16 protein-coding genes are annotated in these 16613 nt (G+C 65.6%); 2 read left to right on the forward strand and 14 right to left on the reverse strand.

The window, feature by feature from the left end:
- The first annotated feature begins 164 nt into the window (after positions 1–164).
- Complete coding sequence (locus FJ490_RS07860; protein ID WP_140525022.1) at positions 165–1046, forward strand: LysR family transcriptional regulator; 882 nt, start codon at positions 165–167, stop codon at positions 1044–1046.
- A 224-nt stretch (positions 1047–1270) separates the two neighbouring features.
- Here the strand turns inward: FJ490_RS07860 and FJ490_RS07865 are convergent, their stop codons facing one another.
- The 10 genes from FJ490_RS07865 to rsfS form a co-directional block, all read right to left on the reverse strand.
- A complete protein-coding gene (locus tag FJ490_RS07865) occupies positions 1271–2527 on the reverse strand; it encodes a D-amino acid dehydrogenase (protein WP_140517523.1) in 1257 nt (418 codons plus the stop codon).
- Between the two features lie 123 nt (positions 2528–2650).
- Entirely contained in the window at positions 2651–3193 is a 543-nt protein-coding gene (locus FJ490_RS07870) for a nucleoside-diphosphate kinase (RefSeq protein ID WP_140547360.1), read from the reverse strand.
- A gap of 14 nt (positions 3194–3207) precedes the next feature.
- The gene (gene rnk / locus FJ490_RS07875; RefSeq protein ID WP_140729410.1) at positions 3208–3630 is read right to left on the reverse strand and encodes a nucleoside diphosphate kinase regulator; all 423 of its coding nucleotides are present in this window, start codon (positions 3628–3630) and stop codon (positions 3208–3210) included.
- Positions 3631–3905: 275 nt separating this feature from the next.
- Positions 3906–5045 carry an alanine racemase gene (gene alr / locus FJ490_RS07880; protein WP_140729411.1) on the reverse strand — a complete coding sequence of 380 codons (1140 nt, stop codon included), beginning with the start codon at positions 5043–5045 and terminating at the stop codon, positions 3906–3908.
- A gap of 92 nt (positions 5046–5137) precedes the next feature.
- Complete coding sequence (locus tag FJ490_RS07885; protein ID WP_140517610.1) at positions 5138–5659, reverse strand: RNA pyrophosphohydrolase; 522 nt, start codon at positions 5657–5659, stop codon at positions 5138–5140.
- A gap of 30 nt (positions 5660–5689) precedes the next feature.
- Complete coding sequence (locus FJ490_RS07890) at positions 5690–6865, reverse strand: divergent polysaccharide deacetylase family protein (protein WP_140662833.1); 1176 nt, start codon at positions 6863–6865, stop codon at positions 5690–5692.
- 198 nt (positions 6866–7063) lie between these two features.
- The gene (locus FJ490_RS07895) at positions 7064–8395 is read right to left on the reverse strand and encodes a S41 family peptidase (protein ID WP_181165202.1); all 1332 of its coding nucleotides are present in this window, start codon (positions 8393–8395) and stop codon (positions 7064–7066) included.
- A 1-nt stretch (position 8396) separates the two neighbouring features.
- Entirely contained in the window at positions 8397–9746 is a 1350-nt protein-coding gene (locus tag FJ490_RS07900) for a murein hydrolase activator EnvC (RefSeq protein WP_140729412.1), read from the reverse strand.
- A 167-nt stretch (positions 9747–9913) separates the two neighbouring features.
- Positions 9914–10396 carry a 23S rRNA (pseudouridine(1915)-N(3))-methyltransferase RlmH gene (rlmH, locus tag FJ490_RS07905; protein ID WP_140517517.1) on the reverse strand — a complete coding sequence of 161 codons (483 nt, stop codon included), beginning with the start codon at positions 10394–10396 and terminating at the stop codon, positions 9914–9916.
- Positions 10397–10479: 83 nt separating this feature from the next.
- Positions 10480–10857, reverse strand: coding sequence for a ribosome silencing factor (gene rsfS / locus FJ490_RS07910; protein ID WP_135902362.1), 378 nt, complete (start codon positions 10855–10857; stop codon positions 10480–10482).
- Positions 10858–11099: 242 nt separating this feature from the next.
- Here rsfS and FJ490_RS07915 point away from each other — a divergent pair, with 242 nt between their 5' ends.
- Complete coding sequence (locus FJ490_RS07915) at positions 11100–11951, forward strand: mechanosensitive ion channel domain-containing protein (protein WP_140729413.1); 852 nt, start codon at positions 11100–11102, stop codon at positions 11949–11951.
- Here the strand turns inward: FJ490_RS07915 and FJ490_RS07920 are convergent, their stop codons facing one another.
- From FJ490_RS07920 to proB, 4 genes are all read right to left on the reverse strand, one after another.
- The gene (locus FJ490_RS07920; RefSeq protein ID WP_140560769.1) at positions 11952–13250 is read right to left on the reverse strand and encodes an MFS transporter; all 1299 of its coding nucleotides are present in this window, start codon (positions 13248–13250) and stop codon (positions 11952–11954) included.
- Positions 13251–13347: 97 nt separating this feature from the next.
- Complete coding sequence (locus FJ490_RS07925) at positions 13348–13935, reverse strand: nicotinate-nucleotide adenylyltransferase (RefSeq protein ID WP_140560819.1); 588 nt, start codon at positions 13933–13935, stop codon at positions 13348–13350.
- Between the two features lie 248 nt (positions 13936–14183).
- The gene (locus FJ490_RS07935) at positions 14184–15470 is read right to left on the reverse strand and encodes a glutamate-5-semialdehyde dehydrogenase (RefSeq protein ID WP_140729414.1); all 1287 of its coding nucleotides are present in this window, start codon (positions 15468–15470) and stop codon (positions 14184–14186) included.
- Positions 15471–15473: 3 nt separating this feature from the next.
- Positions 15474–16613 (reverse strand): glutamate 5-kinase, encoded by a 1140-nt coding sequence (proB, locus tag FJ490_RS07940; protein ID WP_140686009.1) that lies wholly within the window; start codon positions 16611–16613, stop codon positions 15474–15476.

Here is a 16613-nt window from a genome sequence, read left to right on the forward strand (position 1 = left end):
CTGTCCTGCCGGACATCTCCCCTGCCTTCACCCTCCCCCTTGTGGGGAGGTCGGCGAGCGGTCGGAGCGGAGCGGAGATCGTTCGACGGGGTGGGGATCAAGCGCCGGCGTCGCCCCTACCCCGCTCCGCTACGCGGATCGACCTCCCACAAAGGGAGGGTAAAATGAACTGGGATGACGTCCGCATCTTTCTCGCCGTGGCGCGCGCCGGGCAAATCCTTGGCGCCGCCAGGCGGCTGGAACTCAACCACGCCACCGTCTCGCGCCGCATCGCCGCACTTGAAGACGCGCTGCGCACGAAACTCTTTCGCCGGCTGACCACCGGCAGCGAGCTGACGCCCGCCGGCGAGCGTTTCCTCGATATTGCCGAGCGCATGGAGGGCGACATGATCGCCGCCCGCTCGACAATATCGGGCGAAGGCGACGACGTTTCGGGCACGGTGCGGATCGGTGCGCCGGACGGGTTTGGCGTCGCATTCCTCGCCCGGCGCCTCGGCGCACTGACCGCGCTGCACCGTGAATTGACGATTCAGCTCGTACCGGTGCCGCGCTCCTTCTCCCTGTCTCGCCGCGAGGCCGACATTGCCATCACCGTCGAGCGCCCGACCGAGGGCCGGCTGGTAGCGGGCAAGCTGGTCGACTACTCGCTCGGCCTGTTTGCCTCGCGTGCCTATGCTGAAGCCCACGGCCTGCCCCAGACCGCTGCCGAGCTGGGACGGCATAAATTGATCGGCTATGTGCCGGACCTCATCGTCAGCCCGTCGCTCGACTACGCCGCCGAATTCAGCGCTGACTGGCGCACCAGCTTCGCCATTTCCTCCGCGCTCGGGCAGGCCGAAGCGGTGCGGTCGGGCGCCGGCATCGGCATCCTGCACACTTTCGTCGCCCGCTCGATGCCGGAACTGGTGGCCGTCGACGTGGTGGCGCCCATCCGCCGTGCCTACTGGCTGGTCTATCACGAATCGGTCAGGCCGCTGCGCCGCGTCCAGATCGTTGCCTCCTTCATCACAAAGGCGGTGGAGCGGGAGAGAAATCTTTTCGTCTGACGCATGTCGGCCATCGCAGCTTCTTCCGCGACACGGAGAACGGCATGATGGTGCTCGACCCCGCCTTCTTCGCCAGATGACGAGTATCTCGCCCATTCCAATCGGTCGCCACCGAAGTGACCATCCGGTGGGCTTACCGGCTGCTGTTCGACGAGGGCTGGGTGAAACAGGCGTTCTGACGCGATATCCCCCGGCCGCGCCCGCCGATGGCGAGCGGGCGGCGTCTATTTCAGATAGCGCTCCTGCGCCAGCGCGCGGGCGTCGATATCGGGCACTTTGTTCGAGATGATGTCGGCCAGCACCTTGGCCGAGCCGCAGGCCATGGTCCAGCCGAGCGTTCCATGGCCGGTGTTGAGGTAGAGATTGGAAAGCTCCGTGCGCCCGATCAGCGGCGGCCCGTCCGGCGTCATCGGCCGCAGGCCGCACCAGAACGTCGCCTCCCGCATGGCGCCGGCTCCCGGGAACAGGTCGCCGACCGAGTGTTCGAGCGTGCGCCGTCGCGATTCGTGCAGCCGGAGGTCGAACCCGGAAATCTCGGCCGTGCCGCCGACGCGGATGCGGTCGCCGAGCCTCGTGATCGCGACCTTGTAGGTTTCGTCCATCACCGTCGACACCGGCGCGGCGGCGGCATCCTTGATCGGCACCGTGATCGAATAGCCCTTGACCGGATAGACCGGGATCGGCCGCTTCATCCGGCGCATGAAGTCCGACGAATAACTGCCCAGCGCCATCACATAGGCGTCGGCGGTTAGCCAGCCCTTGCTGGTGCTCATATTGTTGACGCGGTTGCGGCTGCGGATGACGCGCCATATCGTCGTGTCGTATTCGAACTTGACCCCGCGTGCCACGCAAAGCTCGGCCAGCCTGTCGGTGAACATCTTGCAGTCACCGGTCTCGTCGCCCGGCAGCCTCAGGCCGCCGACGAATTTTTCGCGCACTGCGGCCAGAGCCGGTTCCGCCGCGATGCAGCCGTCCTGGTCGAGGACTTCGTAGGGCACGCCATATCTCTTCAGCACCTCGACATCGCCTGATGTGCCGTCGAGCTGCTTTTGCGTGCGAAACAGCTGCAGCGTGCCCTGCGTCCGCTCGTCATAGGCTATGCCGGTTGCCTCGCGCAGCGCCTTCAGCGTGTCGCGGCTGTATTCGGCCAGCGGCACCATGCGCGATTTGTTGACCGCGTAGCGTTCGGCGGTGCAGTTGCGCAGCATTTTGACCAGCCACGTCCACATATGTGGATCGAAGGCCGGCCGCACCACCAGCGGACCATGCTTCATCAGCAGCCATTTGATCGCCTTGAGGGGGATACCGGGCCCGGCCCAAGGCGAGGCATAGCCGGGCGAAATCTCGCCGGCATTGGCGAAGCTGGTTTCCAGTCCCGGCCCTTTCTGGCGGTCGATCACGGTCACCTCGTGGCCAGCCTCGGCGAGATAATAGGCCGTGGTCACCCCGATCACGCCACTGCCCAGCACCATGATTTTCATTCATTCACTCCTTGCCGCGCCGAGCGTCCTCAGGACGCCCGTGGACGCGGCCGTATTTTCGATTTGCGCATGATCCCGAGCGAAAATCGATGTCGATCTTCGAGACCACGCGCCGTTGCCCATTCACGCCGCCGAGGGACCGGGGTCGTCTTCTTCTGTCTGCCGCATTCCGGCCGTCTCGCCAAGAGGCCGCCAATCGGCTGCGGCACTGTAGACGAGCCTGGGCCCGTGCGGTCGCCGCGCGTCAGCCTGGTCTTTCTGCCTGACCGTGCGCCGGGCAGCTTCGGGCTGGTAGAGCACGGCCTTGATCAGGATCGACTCCCGCCTGCCGTCGGCGTGTTCGACCGTTGCCGTCTGGCCTTGCGCCATGCCAAGCATGCAGAGCCCGCGCCTCGTTGCGACCGACAGGCTCGAGCCGACCGGCCCGCGCACCTCGTGCTGCACCAGGGTTCGCGTCTCGGCGGGACCGGCATCGACGCCGAACACCACCCTGCTGTTCAGCGTAACGATGTCGGGGCCGACCGAATCGATCGGCACGACATCGGCGCCTGAAAGCTTGTGTTCGAGCATGCGCACGATCGGATCCGCGAATGCCCGCCGGCGCTCCAGCATGACTTCGAGGACGGCGAAGTCCTTCGTCGTCAGGCAGCAATTCGTGCTCGTCATCACCGCCTCCGCCATCAAGCTCGTCGCGGGCCGGAAGCCGGCGCATCGACGGCCTCGACGGTCACTGACAGTTCCCGGCCGCCACGACCGTTCCAGCAAACCGTCTGCCCGACGCTCGCGCCAATGAGCGCGGTTCCCATCGGCGTCAGCACCGAGATCCGGTTCTCGGCTATGTCGGCCTCACCCGGGTAGACCAGCATGATGCGCTGGGCGTCGCCGCTTTCGCCGCGCACGATCACCGTCGAACCCATTCGCACCACACCGGCCGGCATCGCCGCCGCGTTCGTGACGACGGCCCTGTCCATTTCCGAAAGCAGCTCCTCGGCCGTCTCGGGCGCGCGATCGAGCAAAGCCCTGGCCAGGCCCGTCAGCCTGTCATGGTCGGCGTCGCTGATCAGAAGATGGCTGTTTGGACGCAGTTCTTTCGCGTGTTGCATGGCAAACCTCATGGACCGGCGCATCGAGCGGATGCGCGCCTGCCGGCGCGCTGGCGGCGGCGTGATGAAAGGCCGGCAGCCGCGAAGGGCTGTTCGGCTTGATGGCGATTGTGGATGTATGGATGCCCCGGTACGGACGGACGCCGGAAGGCGGCCGCGCCGGGGCTACGATCCCGCGATCGGGCAGACCCTGAAGAAGGTTTTGATATAAGCGAGCTTGCTCATGTGCCAAAGCTTGCCGAATGGCGCCCGCTTGTCAAGCGCGGCCAAACCGCTCAACCGCCCAGATAGCGCCGGTGAAAACGCGTTCCGAGGCTGGCCAGGATTTCATACCCGATGGTGCCGGCATGGTCGGCAGCATCGTCGACGCTCTGTGAGGGCCCTAGCAACTCCACCAGGTCGCCCTCTCCGAGCCGGCCGGGCGGCAAGGCGGAAATGTCGAGAATGATCGAGTCCATCGACACGCGCCCGAGGAAAGGCAGGCGCACCGCCTCGAACCATGCGGCCGAAGCGGAGCGGCGCAGCCAGCCGTCCGCATAGCCGAATGAAATCGTCGCCAGGCTGAGCGGGCCCTGCGCATGGTAGCTGTGGCCATAGCCGACGCCAGTGCCCTTTTGGACACTGCGCGTCTGCGCCACCTTGGCCTGCAGCCCGACCACGGGCAGCATCGGGTTGGCTTCGCCAGGCGTCGGGTTGATGCCGTAGAGGGCGGCACCGGGCCGGGCGAGATCGCAATGATAAAGCGGGCCTAGAAAGATGCCGGAGGAGTTGGCAAGCGAGGCCGGCGCCACGGGTAGCATGGCACGCAACCGCGCGAATGCCAGCCTCTGCTGTTCATTGGCCGGGTGGCGCGGTTCATCGGCGCAGGCCAGGTGGCTCATCACATATCTGACGTCGATGCCATCGAAAGCGCCGACATCCCCGGCCACCGCCTCGACCTCGGCTGGCGCCATCCCAAGCCGCGACATGCCGCTGTCGACCTGGACGGCAGCCGGGAGCCGGCGCCCGGCGCGGTGTGCCGCTGCGCGCCAGGCTTGCAACTGTGCGCCACTGTTGATGACAGCGCACAAGCCAGCCGCCACCGCTTCCGGCTCGGAACCCGGCGGCAGCCCGTTCAGCACGTAGATGTCCGGTCCGGCCCCCACCGCCTTGCGCAGCGCGATGCCTTCGGACAGCAGCGCGACGAAGAAGATGTCGCAGCCTTCCTTCATCAGCGCCGATGCCACTTGCGCGGCGCCGAGACCGTAGCCGTCGGCCTTGACCACGCCCGCGCAGCGCACGCCGCCCAGCCGCGCCTTCAGCCGCCGGTAATTTTCGCGGATCGCGCCGAGGTCGATGGTGAGGATGGCCCCGGCAGCAGCCTCGCTTGTGGCGTCGGCTTCCTCGGGCAGCGATCTTTTGGGGGCGTCGTGCATGGCGGCCCTTCTTGTGGCGGATGGACATCAATAAGACGGTCGAACCGGCGCGGCAACCGCTGGCGTTTGAACCGCGGCCGCGGCCCGTCCGGCTATGGCACAAGGTGACGGAACGCCGTCACCACGTCTTCATAGACCTTGCGCTTGAACGGCACGATCAGGTCGGGCAGCTCCTGCATCGGCCGCCACGACCATTTGTCGAATTCGGCGGTGTGGCCGCCGGGCGGCGGATTGATCTGGATCTCGCTGGTATCGCCATGGAAGCGGAAAGCGAACCATCGCTGCGTCTGACCCCGATAGCGCCCCTTGAAGGCGACGCCGACCAGGTTGTCCGGCAGATCATAGTTGATCCAGTCCGGCGCCTCGGCGAGCAGCGAGACGCTGCGCATGCCGGTCTCCTCATAGAGCTCCCGCTCCGCCGCCTGCAGCGGCTCCTCGCCCTTGTCGATGCCGCCTTGCGGCATCTGCCAGAGCTGCGTGGTGCCGGCGAATTCGCTGTCCGGCTCGGCGATACGATGGCCGACCCAGACCAGGCCCTCGGCGTTGAGGATCATCAGCCCGACACAGGGACGGTAGGGCAGCGTCTCGCGGTCGACCTTCTTCGTCTTCGGCATCATTCAGTCTTTCAAGCTGTTTCCCGGTGGCTAGCCCTTTTGCGGATCGATCGCCACCGCTGAAATCGGCACGATCTCGATGCCGCGTTTCTTGGCCTCGGCCGCCCATGACGACACCGTGTCGACCGTCAGGTCGAAAGCGGAGCCGATGCCGACCGCAGTGCCCTTGGCACGGGCGGTCGCCTCCAGGCTGTCCAGTTTCTTCAGGATGGCGCCGCGATCCTGCACGGCGTCGATCGCCGTGTCGCCGGCGACGAAGGGCACGCCGTCCTTCAGCGCCAGATCCGGCGCCAGGCTGCGCGCCGACGAGCCGTCGTCGATATAGGCGAGCCCGCGCTTGCCGAGCTCGGCCATGAAGGGTTCCATTGCCGCCGGGTCGGCGGAAAACCGCGCGCCCATATAGTTCATGACACCGGTATAGTTCGTCGTCCGCGACAGTGCCCATCGCAGGTTCTTCAGGTTCTCTTCCGCGCTCGCCGCCACCGTCAGCGTGTTGCGCCCAGGGTTGACATTGGGATAGTCGAACGGTTCGAGCGGCACCTGCATGACGATCTCGTGGCCGCTCTGCCGGGCGGCCTGCATCCAGCGGCCGATGCTGTTGCCTTGCGGCGCGAACGCCAGCGTCACTTCCGCCGGCAGCTTGGCGATGGCCGCCTGGGTGCCGGTCTGTGAGACCGCGAGCCCGCCGATGACGATCGCCACGCGGGCGCCGCGCGCGCCTGACCACGGCCGCGCATAGACATCGAAGGGCCGCCGGCCGTCTGCGGCGCGCACCGGCAAGGGGCCGGCATCGCTGGCCTCGATCAGCGCCCTGTCGGGAATATGCGCGATCTTCAGGTTTTGGCCGATGGTCGACGGATCGCGGATGACGATTGCCGCCTTGGGCGGACCATCGCCTTCCTCTGTCTGCACATGGATGATCTGCGGGCCTCCAGCCTTGGCCGGCATTTCCGCCTTTGGCGTCGTGACCGGCGCTAGAGCGGACGGCGCAGCGGTCGGCTCCGGCACCACTTTCGGCGTCGAAACCGCGACTTCCTGCGGCTTGCGAAACGGCTTGTCCCTGAGCGCGATCGCGCCGGAGACGCCGACAACGGCCAACACGACGAACGCAGCCACGAGCGCACCCACGCTGACCTTGCCGGCGGCGCGCGGCGGACGGACAGTCAGTCCGAGCGGTCGTTCGATGTCCTTGCCGATATCAGCCAAGCCCTGTCCCCGTCCGCATGGCTTCGAACATGGAACCTTTCGAAGAGACATGCGCGAATTCTTCAACCCCGGCGCACCCCTGGCGCCCTGTATCGAGGGATTCGCGTTACCCCCGAATCAAACTGCCGGAACCTTTCGGTCCCGGCAGCATCGCATTGCTTCCATCGGGCGGCCAGACCCGTTGTTGGCCGCCACCTGTTACTGGTTGAGGACAGCCTTCTGCGGATTGGGCGGGAAGGACGGATCGGTCTTCTGGCCGCGCAGAAGCTGCTCGGCATAGATGAGCTGGAGGTCGTTCTTCGGATCCGGCGGCACATAGGCTGCCGAGCCCGAACCGGTCGAGCTCTCGTCGGCACCCTTGATGTGGCCCTTGAGGTCGGATTCGCCGCGCGTCAGGTCCCTGCCCTGCAGTTCCGGCGGCAGCGGCTGGTCGACCTTGATGTCGGGCGTGATGCCCTTGCCCTGGATCGACTTGCCGGACGGCGTGTAATAGAGCGCCGTCGTCAGCCTGAGCGCGCCGTTCTCGCCAAGCGGGATGATGGTCTGCACCGAACCCTTGCCGAAGGACTGCGTTCCGACCACCGTGGCGCGGCGTAGGTCCTGCAGCGCGCCGGCGACGATTTCGGACGCGCTCGCCGATCCGCCATTGACCAGCACGATCAGCGGCTTGCCGCCGATATCGTCGACCTGCTTGGACTTGGCGTCGAAGCGGGTAACGTCCTTGGGATCGCGGCCGCGCGTCGAAACGATCTCGCCACGGTTGAGGAAGGCGTCCGATACGCTTACCGCCTGATCGAGCAGACCGCCGGGATTGAGGCGCAGATCGAGCACATAGCCCTTGAGCTTGTCGTTCGGCACCTGCTTCTTGATGGTGTCGATGGCATTCTCGAGGTCGTCATAGGTCTTTTCGGTGAAGGAGGTGATCTTCATGTAGCCGATGTCGTTCTCGACCCGGAACTTGACCGCCTTGACCTTGATGATGTCGCGCACCACCGTCAGCTCGATCGGCTTGTCGGCGCCCTGGCGCAGGATGGTGAGCTTGATCGGCGTGTTGACCAGGCCGCGCATCTTGTCGACCGCGTCGTTCAGGGTCAGGCCGCGAACCTCCTCGCCATCGATCTTGGCGATGTAATCGCCTGCCAGCACGCCCGCCTTGGCGGCCGGCGTATCGTCGATCGGCGTAATCACCTTGACCAGATCGTTCTCCATAGTGACCTCGATGCCGAGGCCGCCGAATTCACCCTTGGTCTGCACGCGCATGTCCTGCGCCTGCTCGGCGTTCATGTACGAGGAGTGCGGGTCGAGCGAGGCAAGCATGCCGTTGATGGCGTTCTCGACCAGCGATTTGTCGTCGGGGGGCGTCACATACTGCGCCCGCACGCGCTCGAAGATATCGCCGAAGATCGCCAGTTGCTTGTAGGTCTCCGACCCCGCAGCGTTCGCTGCCGAACCGGGCGCGCCATAGACCAGGCTCATGGCGGACGCGCCCATCAGCGCACCGGCAAACAGAAGCGACAGTTTCCGCATCATTTCACGTCCTTCCAGAAAAACGGTCCGCCCACCATGGGGCCGGATCGACGGGTTTTCCATCCTTGCGGAACTCGACATAGAGCTCCGGCGTGGCATTTCCATTCTTCGAAGCCGAGGTGCTTGCCACCCGGGCCTCTCCCATCGCACCGACCGGCTCTCCTGCGAGCACTGATTGGCCGGTTGCGACGCTGATTCTGCTCATCCCCGCCAAGACGACATGATAACCGTCGCCGGCATTCAGGATCAAGAGTTGACCGTAGGAGCGAAACGGCCCCGCATAAAGCACATTCCCATCCGCCGGTGCGGTGACGATGGCGCCCGATTGTGTCGCAACCATGTCCCCAAGCATCACCGCGCCGTTACCGTCTTCGGCGCCGAACCGGCGTTTAATGCGGCCGATGACCGGCAGCGCGATCTGTCCTTGCAGCGCCGAGAAGGGTGCCGCAGCGGCAAGCCGGTTGGCCTCGGGAACCGGCAGCGACGCCGTCATATCGCCGCCCGCCTTGTCGCCGCCGGCTTGGCCGGCCTCCGCGGCCTTTGCGGCATCCGCGGCCTTGCGGTTGCGTTCGGCCTGGGCTTCGAGCGAGGCGATCAATTCCTTCAGGCTGCTGGCCTTGGCCGCGAGCGCCTCGGAATGCTGTCGCTCGGCCGACAACTGCGCCTGCGTGTCGGCTTCGAGCTTCTGCTTGGCTTCCAGCAGCATGCCGAGCCGCTTCTTTTCCGCAGTCTGCTCGCCGACTGCCGCCGTCAGCCGTGCCCGCTCGGCCTCGATCGAGGCCGTCACTCTTGTCTGCTCCTTGAGGTCGGCCAGGAGCCTGTCGGTCTGCTGGCGCAATTCAGGCACCACGGCGCCAAGCAAGATGGCGCTGCGCACCGACGACAGCGCGTCCTCCGGCTTGACCAGGATCGCCGGCGGCGGGTTCAGCCCCATGCGCTGCAATGCGCCCAGCACCTCCGCCAGCACGTCGCGCCGCGCCATCAGCGAGGCGCGGATCTTCTGCTGCTGGGTCTTCAGCCCCTCCAGCTTGGCGCCGATGTCCTCGATGTCCTGCCCAAGCTTTTGCTCGGTCATTGCCGACTGGATCAGCGCGGCGGTGATCGAGGCGTGGTCCTTCTTGACTGCGGCGATGTCGGCGGCCAGCTTGGCCAGCCGCTCGGACGACAGGCTTATCTCCTTGGAGATCTGTTCGTATTCGGCGCGGCTCTGGTCCGGATCGGGGGCCATGTCGAGCGTGTTCTCGGCCCATGCGGCATTGAGCGAAAGGATGACCACCGCCGCCGCGATGCCGCAGCGCGCGCGCCAGGAGCCCGCTGTCGATGAGCCCGTCGTCGATTTCCAGCCTTCAGCCATGCGGGATGGACTCTATCTGCGGCTTCGTTAACGAACCATCAACCATATTAATGCGCATCGCCCAAAACTGTGCAGCGGTTTCGCACACCGGTGAGCAAAATAGGGAAAGCCGGCCCGAAGCCGTGATCTTGCGCGGCATTGGGGCGGAATTCGGTGCGATGCGACCTTCAGGTTCTGTGATAGGGGTGGCCGGACAGGATCGTCGAGACCCTGTAGAGCTGCTCTGCCAGCATCACCCGCACCAATTGGTGCGGCCATGTCAGCGCACCGAAAGACATCACCAGCTCGGCCTGGGCGCGCAACGACGGATCGTGGCCATCGGCGCCGCCTATGGCCAGCGCCAGCGCCTTGCGGCCAGCGTCGCGCAATTGGCCGATGCGGCCGGCGAAATCTTCCGAGGACAGGTTCTTGCCGCGCTCGTCGAGCAGGATCAGCGCCGAGCCGGGCTGCAACTGCGCCTGCAGCCTTGCGCCTTCATCGCGCCGGCGTTCATCGGCGTTCTGGGCGCGGCCTTCGGCGATCTCGGCGATGCCGGAGAATTCGAGGCCGACAGCCGGGCCGCTCTTGGAGAAACGCTCGAAATAGCGGTCGGCGAGTTCTCTCTCGGGGCCGCTTTTCATCCGGCCCACGGCATGAACGGTAATCTTCATCCTCGCCTCAGAGGGCCGCCGATGCGTGTCGCCCGAAAATCGTCAATGGGCCAGGAACCACGGCACGCATCCAACCAACCGGCTCAGTGCAAGGTCTCTTCCTCGAGGTCCGGCGCCTGCCACATCTTTTCGAGATTGTAGAATTCGCGGACTTCGGGGCGGAAGACATGGACGATGATGTCGCCTGAATCGATCAGGACCCAGTCGGCGCCGGACAGCCCCTCGACGCGCGCCGTGCCGAGGCCGGCATCCTTCAACGCCTTGAGGAGATGATCGGCAACAGCCGAGACATGACGGTGCGATCGGCCCGACGCGACTACCATGTAGTCGCCGAGGCTCGATTTTCCCTGGATGTCGATTGAGACGATGTTTTCGGCCTTGGAGTCTTCCAGACTGGCAAGGACTGTCTTGATGGCGCGGGACACGGCGTCGTTTACGCTGATCCCGGCCGGCGAAGGCACGATGTCGGCCTTCTTCCGCAGTGCTGTTCTCAGTGTATTTCCTTTCGCAGCAAGAACAACCAAATCACCCCTGAAAGCGGGTGACACCGCTTAGATAGGCAGAGTTCCGTTGCAGTTTCAAGACGGAGCCCCGCTTCCATGCGAACTCATTGAGGCTCCGCTTGTTCCGCGCGACACGCAAAAGATCGGAACCCAGGCGTTCCGCAGGGGTTATCGGCTGATTGATCAACCGGAATCCCATTATGCCGATCGACCCGCAAAATGCCCTCCTGACCGTGCAGGCGGGGCTCTCTCAGCTCAGCGCGCTCATTGTCTCCTATTCCCTTTCGGCGGTCGGCGCCGTCATCCTTCTGGTTGTCGGCTACATCGTCGCCGGCTTAGCCGAGCGCTCGATCTTTGCCGGCCTGGGCCACATCCACGGCTTTGACCAGACGCTGCGGCACTTCTTTTCCAAGATCGTCCGCTACGCCATTCTCGTTCTCGTCGTCATCATGGTGCTCGGCCAGTTCGGTGTGCAGACGGCCTCGATCATCGCCGCGATCGGCGCCATCGGCCTGGCCATCGGCCTGGCGCTGCAAGGCACGCTGCAGAACATTGCCGCCGGGATCATGCTTTTGGCATTGCGGCCGTTCCGCATCGGCGAATCCGTCGAAGTCGGGTCCATTGCCGGCTCGATCGAGGAAATCGGCCTTTTCGCCACCAAGCTCCGGAGCGCCGAAGGCGTCTACATCCTGGCGCCCAACTCGACGCTGTGGAACCAGCCGGTGCGCAATTTTTCGCGCAACGGCGTGCGGCGTGGCGACATCACCCTCTCGATCGGCTCCTGGAACGACATCGACCGCGCCCAGAAGACGCTGCTTGCGATCGCCGCCGCCGAGCGCCGCATCAGGCGTGAGCCGGCGCCGACCGCCTTTGTCGCGGCATTGGGCGAAAGCACCGTCTCGATCACCTTGCGTTACTGGACATCATCGGCGGATTTCTTCGCCGCCCAGGCCGATCTCACCAAGCGGGCCAAGCAGGAATTCGACCGCGAACGCATATCGATCCCGCTGCCGCCACCGCAGGCTCCGGCCCCGGAAACCCGCCGGCAATAGTCAATCGCTCCCGTGCCGGTGCTGTTCGTCCGGCGCGAAGGCCAGTTCCACCGGCAGTGGCGCTTGCGCCGTCATCGGCGCGAAGCTGCCGGTTTCGGTTGCCGGCACCGGCCGCGTGGTGAACACGCGCAAAAGCACGAACAGGCAGAAGACGCAGGCGATGACCACAGTCACATAGATGAAGGCCTGCGTGCCGAAGACGGCCGACAACGCGGTCACGATGCCCGGCACGATGAAGCCGGACAGCGACCAGGCAAATAACAGCGAACTCGACAGCGCCACCATGTCGTCCTTGCCGGCGCGGTCGGCGGCGTGGGCACTGGCCAACGAGTAGATCGATTCCGAGGCGCCGTCCCACATCACATAAATCACCAGCAGCACCGCCAGCGTACCGCCGTCGAAGCCGAGCGCAAACATCCCTGCCGCCGCGGCGATCGCGGATGCCGCGACCAGCACATAGCGGCGATCGGTGCGGTCGGAAATCCAGCCGAGCGGAACCTGCAGGATCAGCGTGCCGAGCGGCATCACCGAAAGCAGCAGCGCCACGTCGGCCTGGCTGTACCCCTTCGCGGTGGCGTGGATCGGCGCGAAGCCGGAAATCGACATCGACAGGCCACCGACCGCCAGCATGCCGGCGACGCCGACCGGCGAAATCCGCCAGGCCCGGCGCAGCGCCACCGATGCCGCCTGCGGCGCCGGCGGCTGGGCCAGCCGGGTCATCCCGACGGGCAGGATGGATAGCGCGGTGAAGGCTATGCCGATCAGCGATGCATCCGCCGTCCTGATGTCGACCAGCGCCAGCGTCGCATAGCCGATGCCGAGCCCGCCGACATAGGCGACGTAGAAGACGGCCATTACCCTGCCGCGTATGGCGTTGGCCACGGCATCGTTGAGCCAGCTCTGCGCGACGATGAAAAGCCCGCATATGGCAAAGCCGTAGAGAGCGCGCGCCGCGATCCACAACAGGGGGTGCGGCCCGGCGCCGATTGCGGCATTCGACAGCGCGATCAGCGCCGACAGCACCATGAAGGCACGGGCATGGCCAACCCTGCGCACCAGCGGTCCGGTCAGGATGCAGCCGGCGAGACCACCCGCCGACAGACCGGTGACGATCAGACCGGCCCAGGTCGGATCGAAGCCTTCCACGCCGAGCCGGACGGGGATGTAAGCGAACATCAGCCCGTTGCCGATGGCGATCAGCGCCATCGACACCACGACGCTGGCAATCGCGATCAGCGGCGTGGGCGTGTCGCCGTGCCTCGGTTCCGTTTCGGTTTGGCTTTTCACGAGAGTGGTCATATCAGCGCAAGATCATCCATTCGATGACGAAAGGCCGCCGCAAAAGCGACATTGCCGGACTTGCCTTCCTCCTTGCGAAGAAAGGGCGCTGTGCCGATCAGCCCTTCGCCTGCTCGCGGATAGCCGTCGACGACAGCGACGAGCGCGGGCCGTGGATGAAGGTCCACGCGGGCGCCTTCATGCGGGCGAGCCTTGGCGCATCGCCTTCGTCGATGCGGGCATAGTCGAAGGTCTTGGCCACGACCGACGACAGGAACGACAGCGTCGCGCCCGGACGATCGATGACCGCGATCGGGAAGGTCATGACGATTTCGCGCCAGCGCTGCCAGCGGTGGAAATCGCGCAAGCTGTCGGCGCCCATGATCCAGACGAAGTCGACGCCGGGATTGCGCGCCTTGACCAGCGCCAGCGCGTCGGCGGTGTAGCGCACATGATGCGCCGCTTCGAAGGCGGTGACCTTGATCTTCGGGTTCTTGGCGATCTTCTCGGACAGGCACAGCCGTTCGGCCAGCGGCGCCAGCTCGTGCGTGTTCTTCAGCGGATTGCCCGGGGTGACCATCCACCACAACTGATCGAGCGCCAGCCGCCTGAGCGCGATCTCGGCGACCAGCGCGTGGCCGGCATGCGGCGGATTGAACGAGCCGCCGAACAGGCCGACGGCAAGGCCTTTGCCGGCATGCGGCATTTTGAGGTAGCTGGACGGGATAGGTTGCTCAAGCAGGGAAAGCATTCGCTAGGCACCCCCCTCTGTCCTGCCGGACATCTCCCCCGCAAGGGGGGAGATTAGCAGCTTCGGTGAAGGCACAAATCTTGGAGCATTGAAGATCGGCGAAACCAAAAATGTCAGCCGATCTCCCCCCTTGCGGGGGAGATGTCCGGCAGGACAGAGGGGGGTGGCTGGGCGCAAGCTTCAGGCCCTTTGGACGAAAAGCGTCAAGGCCTCACCTGTCCCGAGCCGCGCACGCGGTATTTGAACGAGGTCAGTTGCTCGACGCCAACGGGCCCGCGCGCGTGCATCTTGCCGGTGGCGATGCCGATCTCGGCGCCCATGCCGAACTCGCCGCCATCGGCGAACTGCGTTGAGGCATTGTGCAGCAGGATCGCCGAGTCGATCTCGTTGAAGAACCGTTCCACCGCCTGCGGGTCCTCGGCGACGATCGCCTCGGTGTGATGGGAGGAGAAAGTCTCGATATGCTCGATTGCGTTATCGATGCCGTCGACCAGCTTCACCGCGATGATGGCATCGAGATATTCGGTGACCCAGTCGGCATCGGTCGCCGGCTTGGCGTCGAAGAACAGCTTCATCACCTCGGCATCGGCATGGATCTCGCAGCCGGCGGCGCGCAAGGCGTCGAGGATCGGCACCAGGTGGGTGGAGGCAACCGCACGGTCGACCAGCAGCGTTTCGGCCGCGCCGCAGACGCCGGTGCGCCGCATCTTGGCGTTGACGGCGATGCCGACCGCCATGTCGAGCTTGGCCGAGCGGTCGATATAGAGATGGCAGATGCCTTCCAGATGCGCGAAGACCGGCACCCGCGCCTCGGTCTGCACCCGCTCGACCAGGCTCTTGCCGCCGCGCGGGATGATGACGTCGAGATTGCCGCCGAGGCCCTTCAGCATTTCGCCGACGGCGGCGCGGTCGGCGGTCGGCACAAGCTGGATGGCGTCCTGAGGCAGGCCGGCTGCCTTCAAGCCGTCGACCAGGCAGGCGTGGATCACCGACGACGAGTTCAGCGAATCCGAGCCGCCGCGCAGGATCACCGGGTTGCCGGCCTTGAGGCAGAGCGCGCCGGCATCCGCCGTGACGTTCGGCCGGCTCTCATAGATGACGCCGATGACGCCGAGCGGCGTGCGCACGCGCTCGATCCTGAGGCCGTTCGGCCGCTCCCAACTGGCGATCACGTCGCCGACGGGATCGCCGAGTTCGGCAATTTCGCGAATGCCGTCGGCCATGGCGCGGATGCGGGCTGGATTGAGCTTCAGCCGGTCCATGGGGGACGCCGACAGACCGGCTTCATGCCCGTTCGCGATGTCGATGGCATTGGCGTCAAGTATGGCTCGCTCGCGGGCGATGATCGCCTCCGCCATGGCGGCAAGTGCCGCGTTCTTGGCGGCTGTCGTGGCGATGGCCAGCGGTCGTGCGGCGGCGCGGGCACGGCGGCCGAGGTCGGCCATCGTCGCCACTGTATCGTTCCGGGATTTTTCATGCAGCTTCAGCATGGCTCATCCTCCGCCCGTTACTTGGCCGCTCGCGAGGCTGACCACAAGGTCGTCGCGATGGATCATCGCCGAACGCGCCTCGTAGCCGAGCACGGTCTCGATTTCGGTTGTCTTCAGGCCTGCGATCCTTACGGCATCCGCGGCATCATAGGCAACCAGCCCGCGGGCGATCTCGCGACCCTCGGGCGACAGGATCGCCACCGTATCGCCGCGCGAGAAATTGCCGCTGACCAGCTTGACACCGGCCGGCAGCAGCGACTTGCCCGATGTCAGCGCCCCGACGGCGCCGGCATCGACGGTGAGCCTTCCCGCCGGTTCGAGCTGGCCGGCGATCCAGCTCTTGTAGCCTTTCACCGGGTTGGCGCTCGGCCGGAAGAAGGTGGCGCGCTCGCCGCGCTCGATCGCCATCAGCGGCGAAAGCCGCGTGCCGGCGGTAATGATCATGGCCGTGCCGGCCGCAGTGGCGATCTTGCCGGCGTCGAGCTTCGTGCGCATGCCGCCGCGCGACAGTTCGGAAGCCGCGGCACCCGCCATCGCTTCGATCTCAGGCGTGATGCGATCGACCACCGCGACGAATTTGGCCTCCGGGTCACGCGCCGGCGGCGCGGTGTAGAGACCGTCTATATCCGAGAGCAGCACCAAAAGGTCGGCGCCCATCATCGTCGCCACCCGCGCGGCCAGCCGGTCATTGTCGCCATAGCGGATCTCGGAGGTCGCCACGGTGTCGTTCTCGTTGATGACCGGCACCGCCTTCATCTTCAAGAGCGTCGAGATCGTCGCCCGGGCGTTGAGGTAGCGGCGGCGCTCCTCGGTGTCGCCAAGCGTGAGCAGGATCTGGCCCGATTTCAACCCGCCCTTGCCAAGCGCATCCGACCAGGCGCCGGCCAGCGCGATCTGGCCGACGGCTGCGGCCGCCTGGCTCTCCTCGAGCTTCAGCGCCCTTTTTCCAAGATCCAGAATGGTACGGCCCAGCGCGATGGCGCCCGACGACACGACCAGGATTTCCGCGCCGCCTTGAGCCAGCACGGCAATGTCGTCGGCCAGCGACGCCAGCCAGTCGCGCTTCAGCCCGGCGGTGCGGTCGACCAGAAGCGCCGAACCGATCTTGACGGTGATGCGCCGGTATTTCTTCAGCGACTGCAC

Source organism: Mesorhizobium sp. B2-5-11, from assembly GCF_006440835.1.
In the GTDB taxonomy this organism is placed as follows: domain Bacteria; phylum Pseudomonadota; class Alphaproteobacteria; order Rhizobiales; family Rhizobiaceae; genus Mesorhizobium.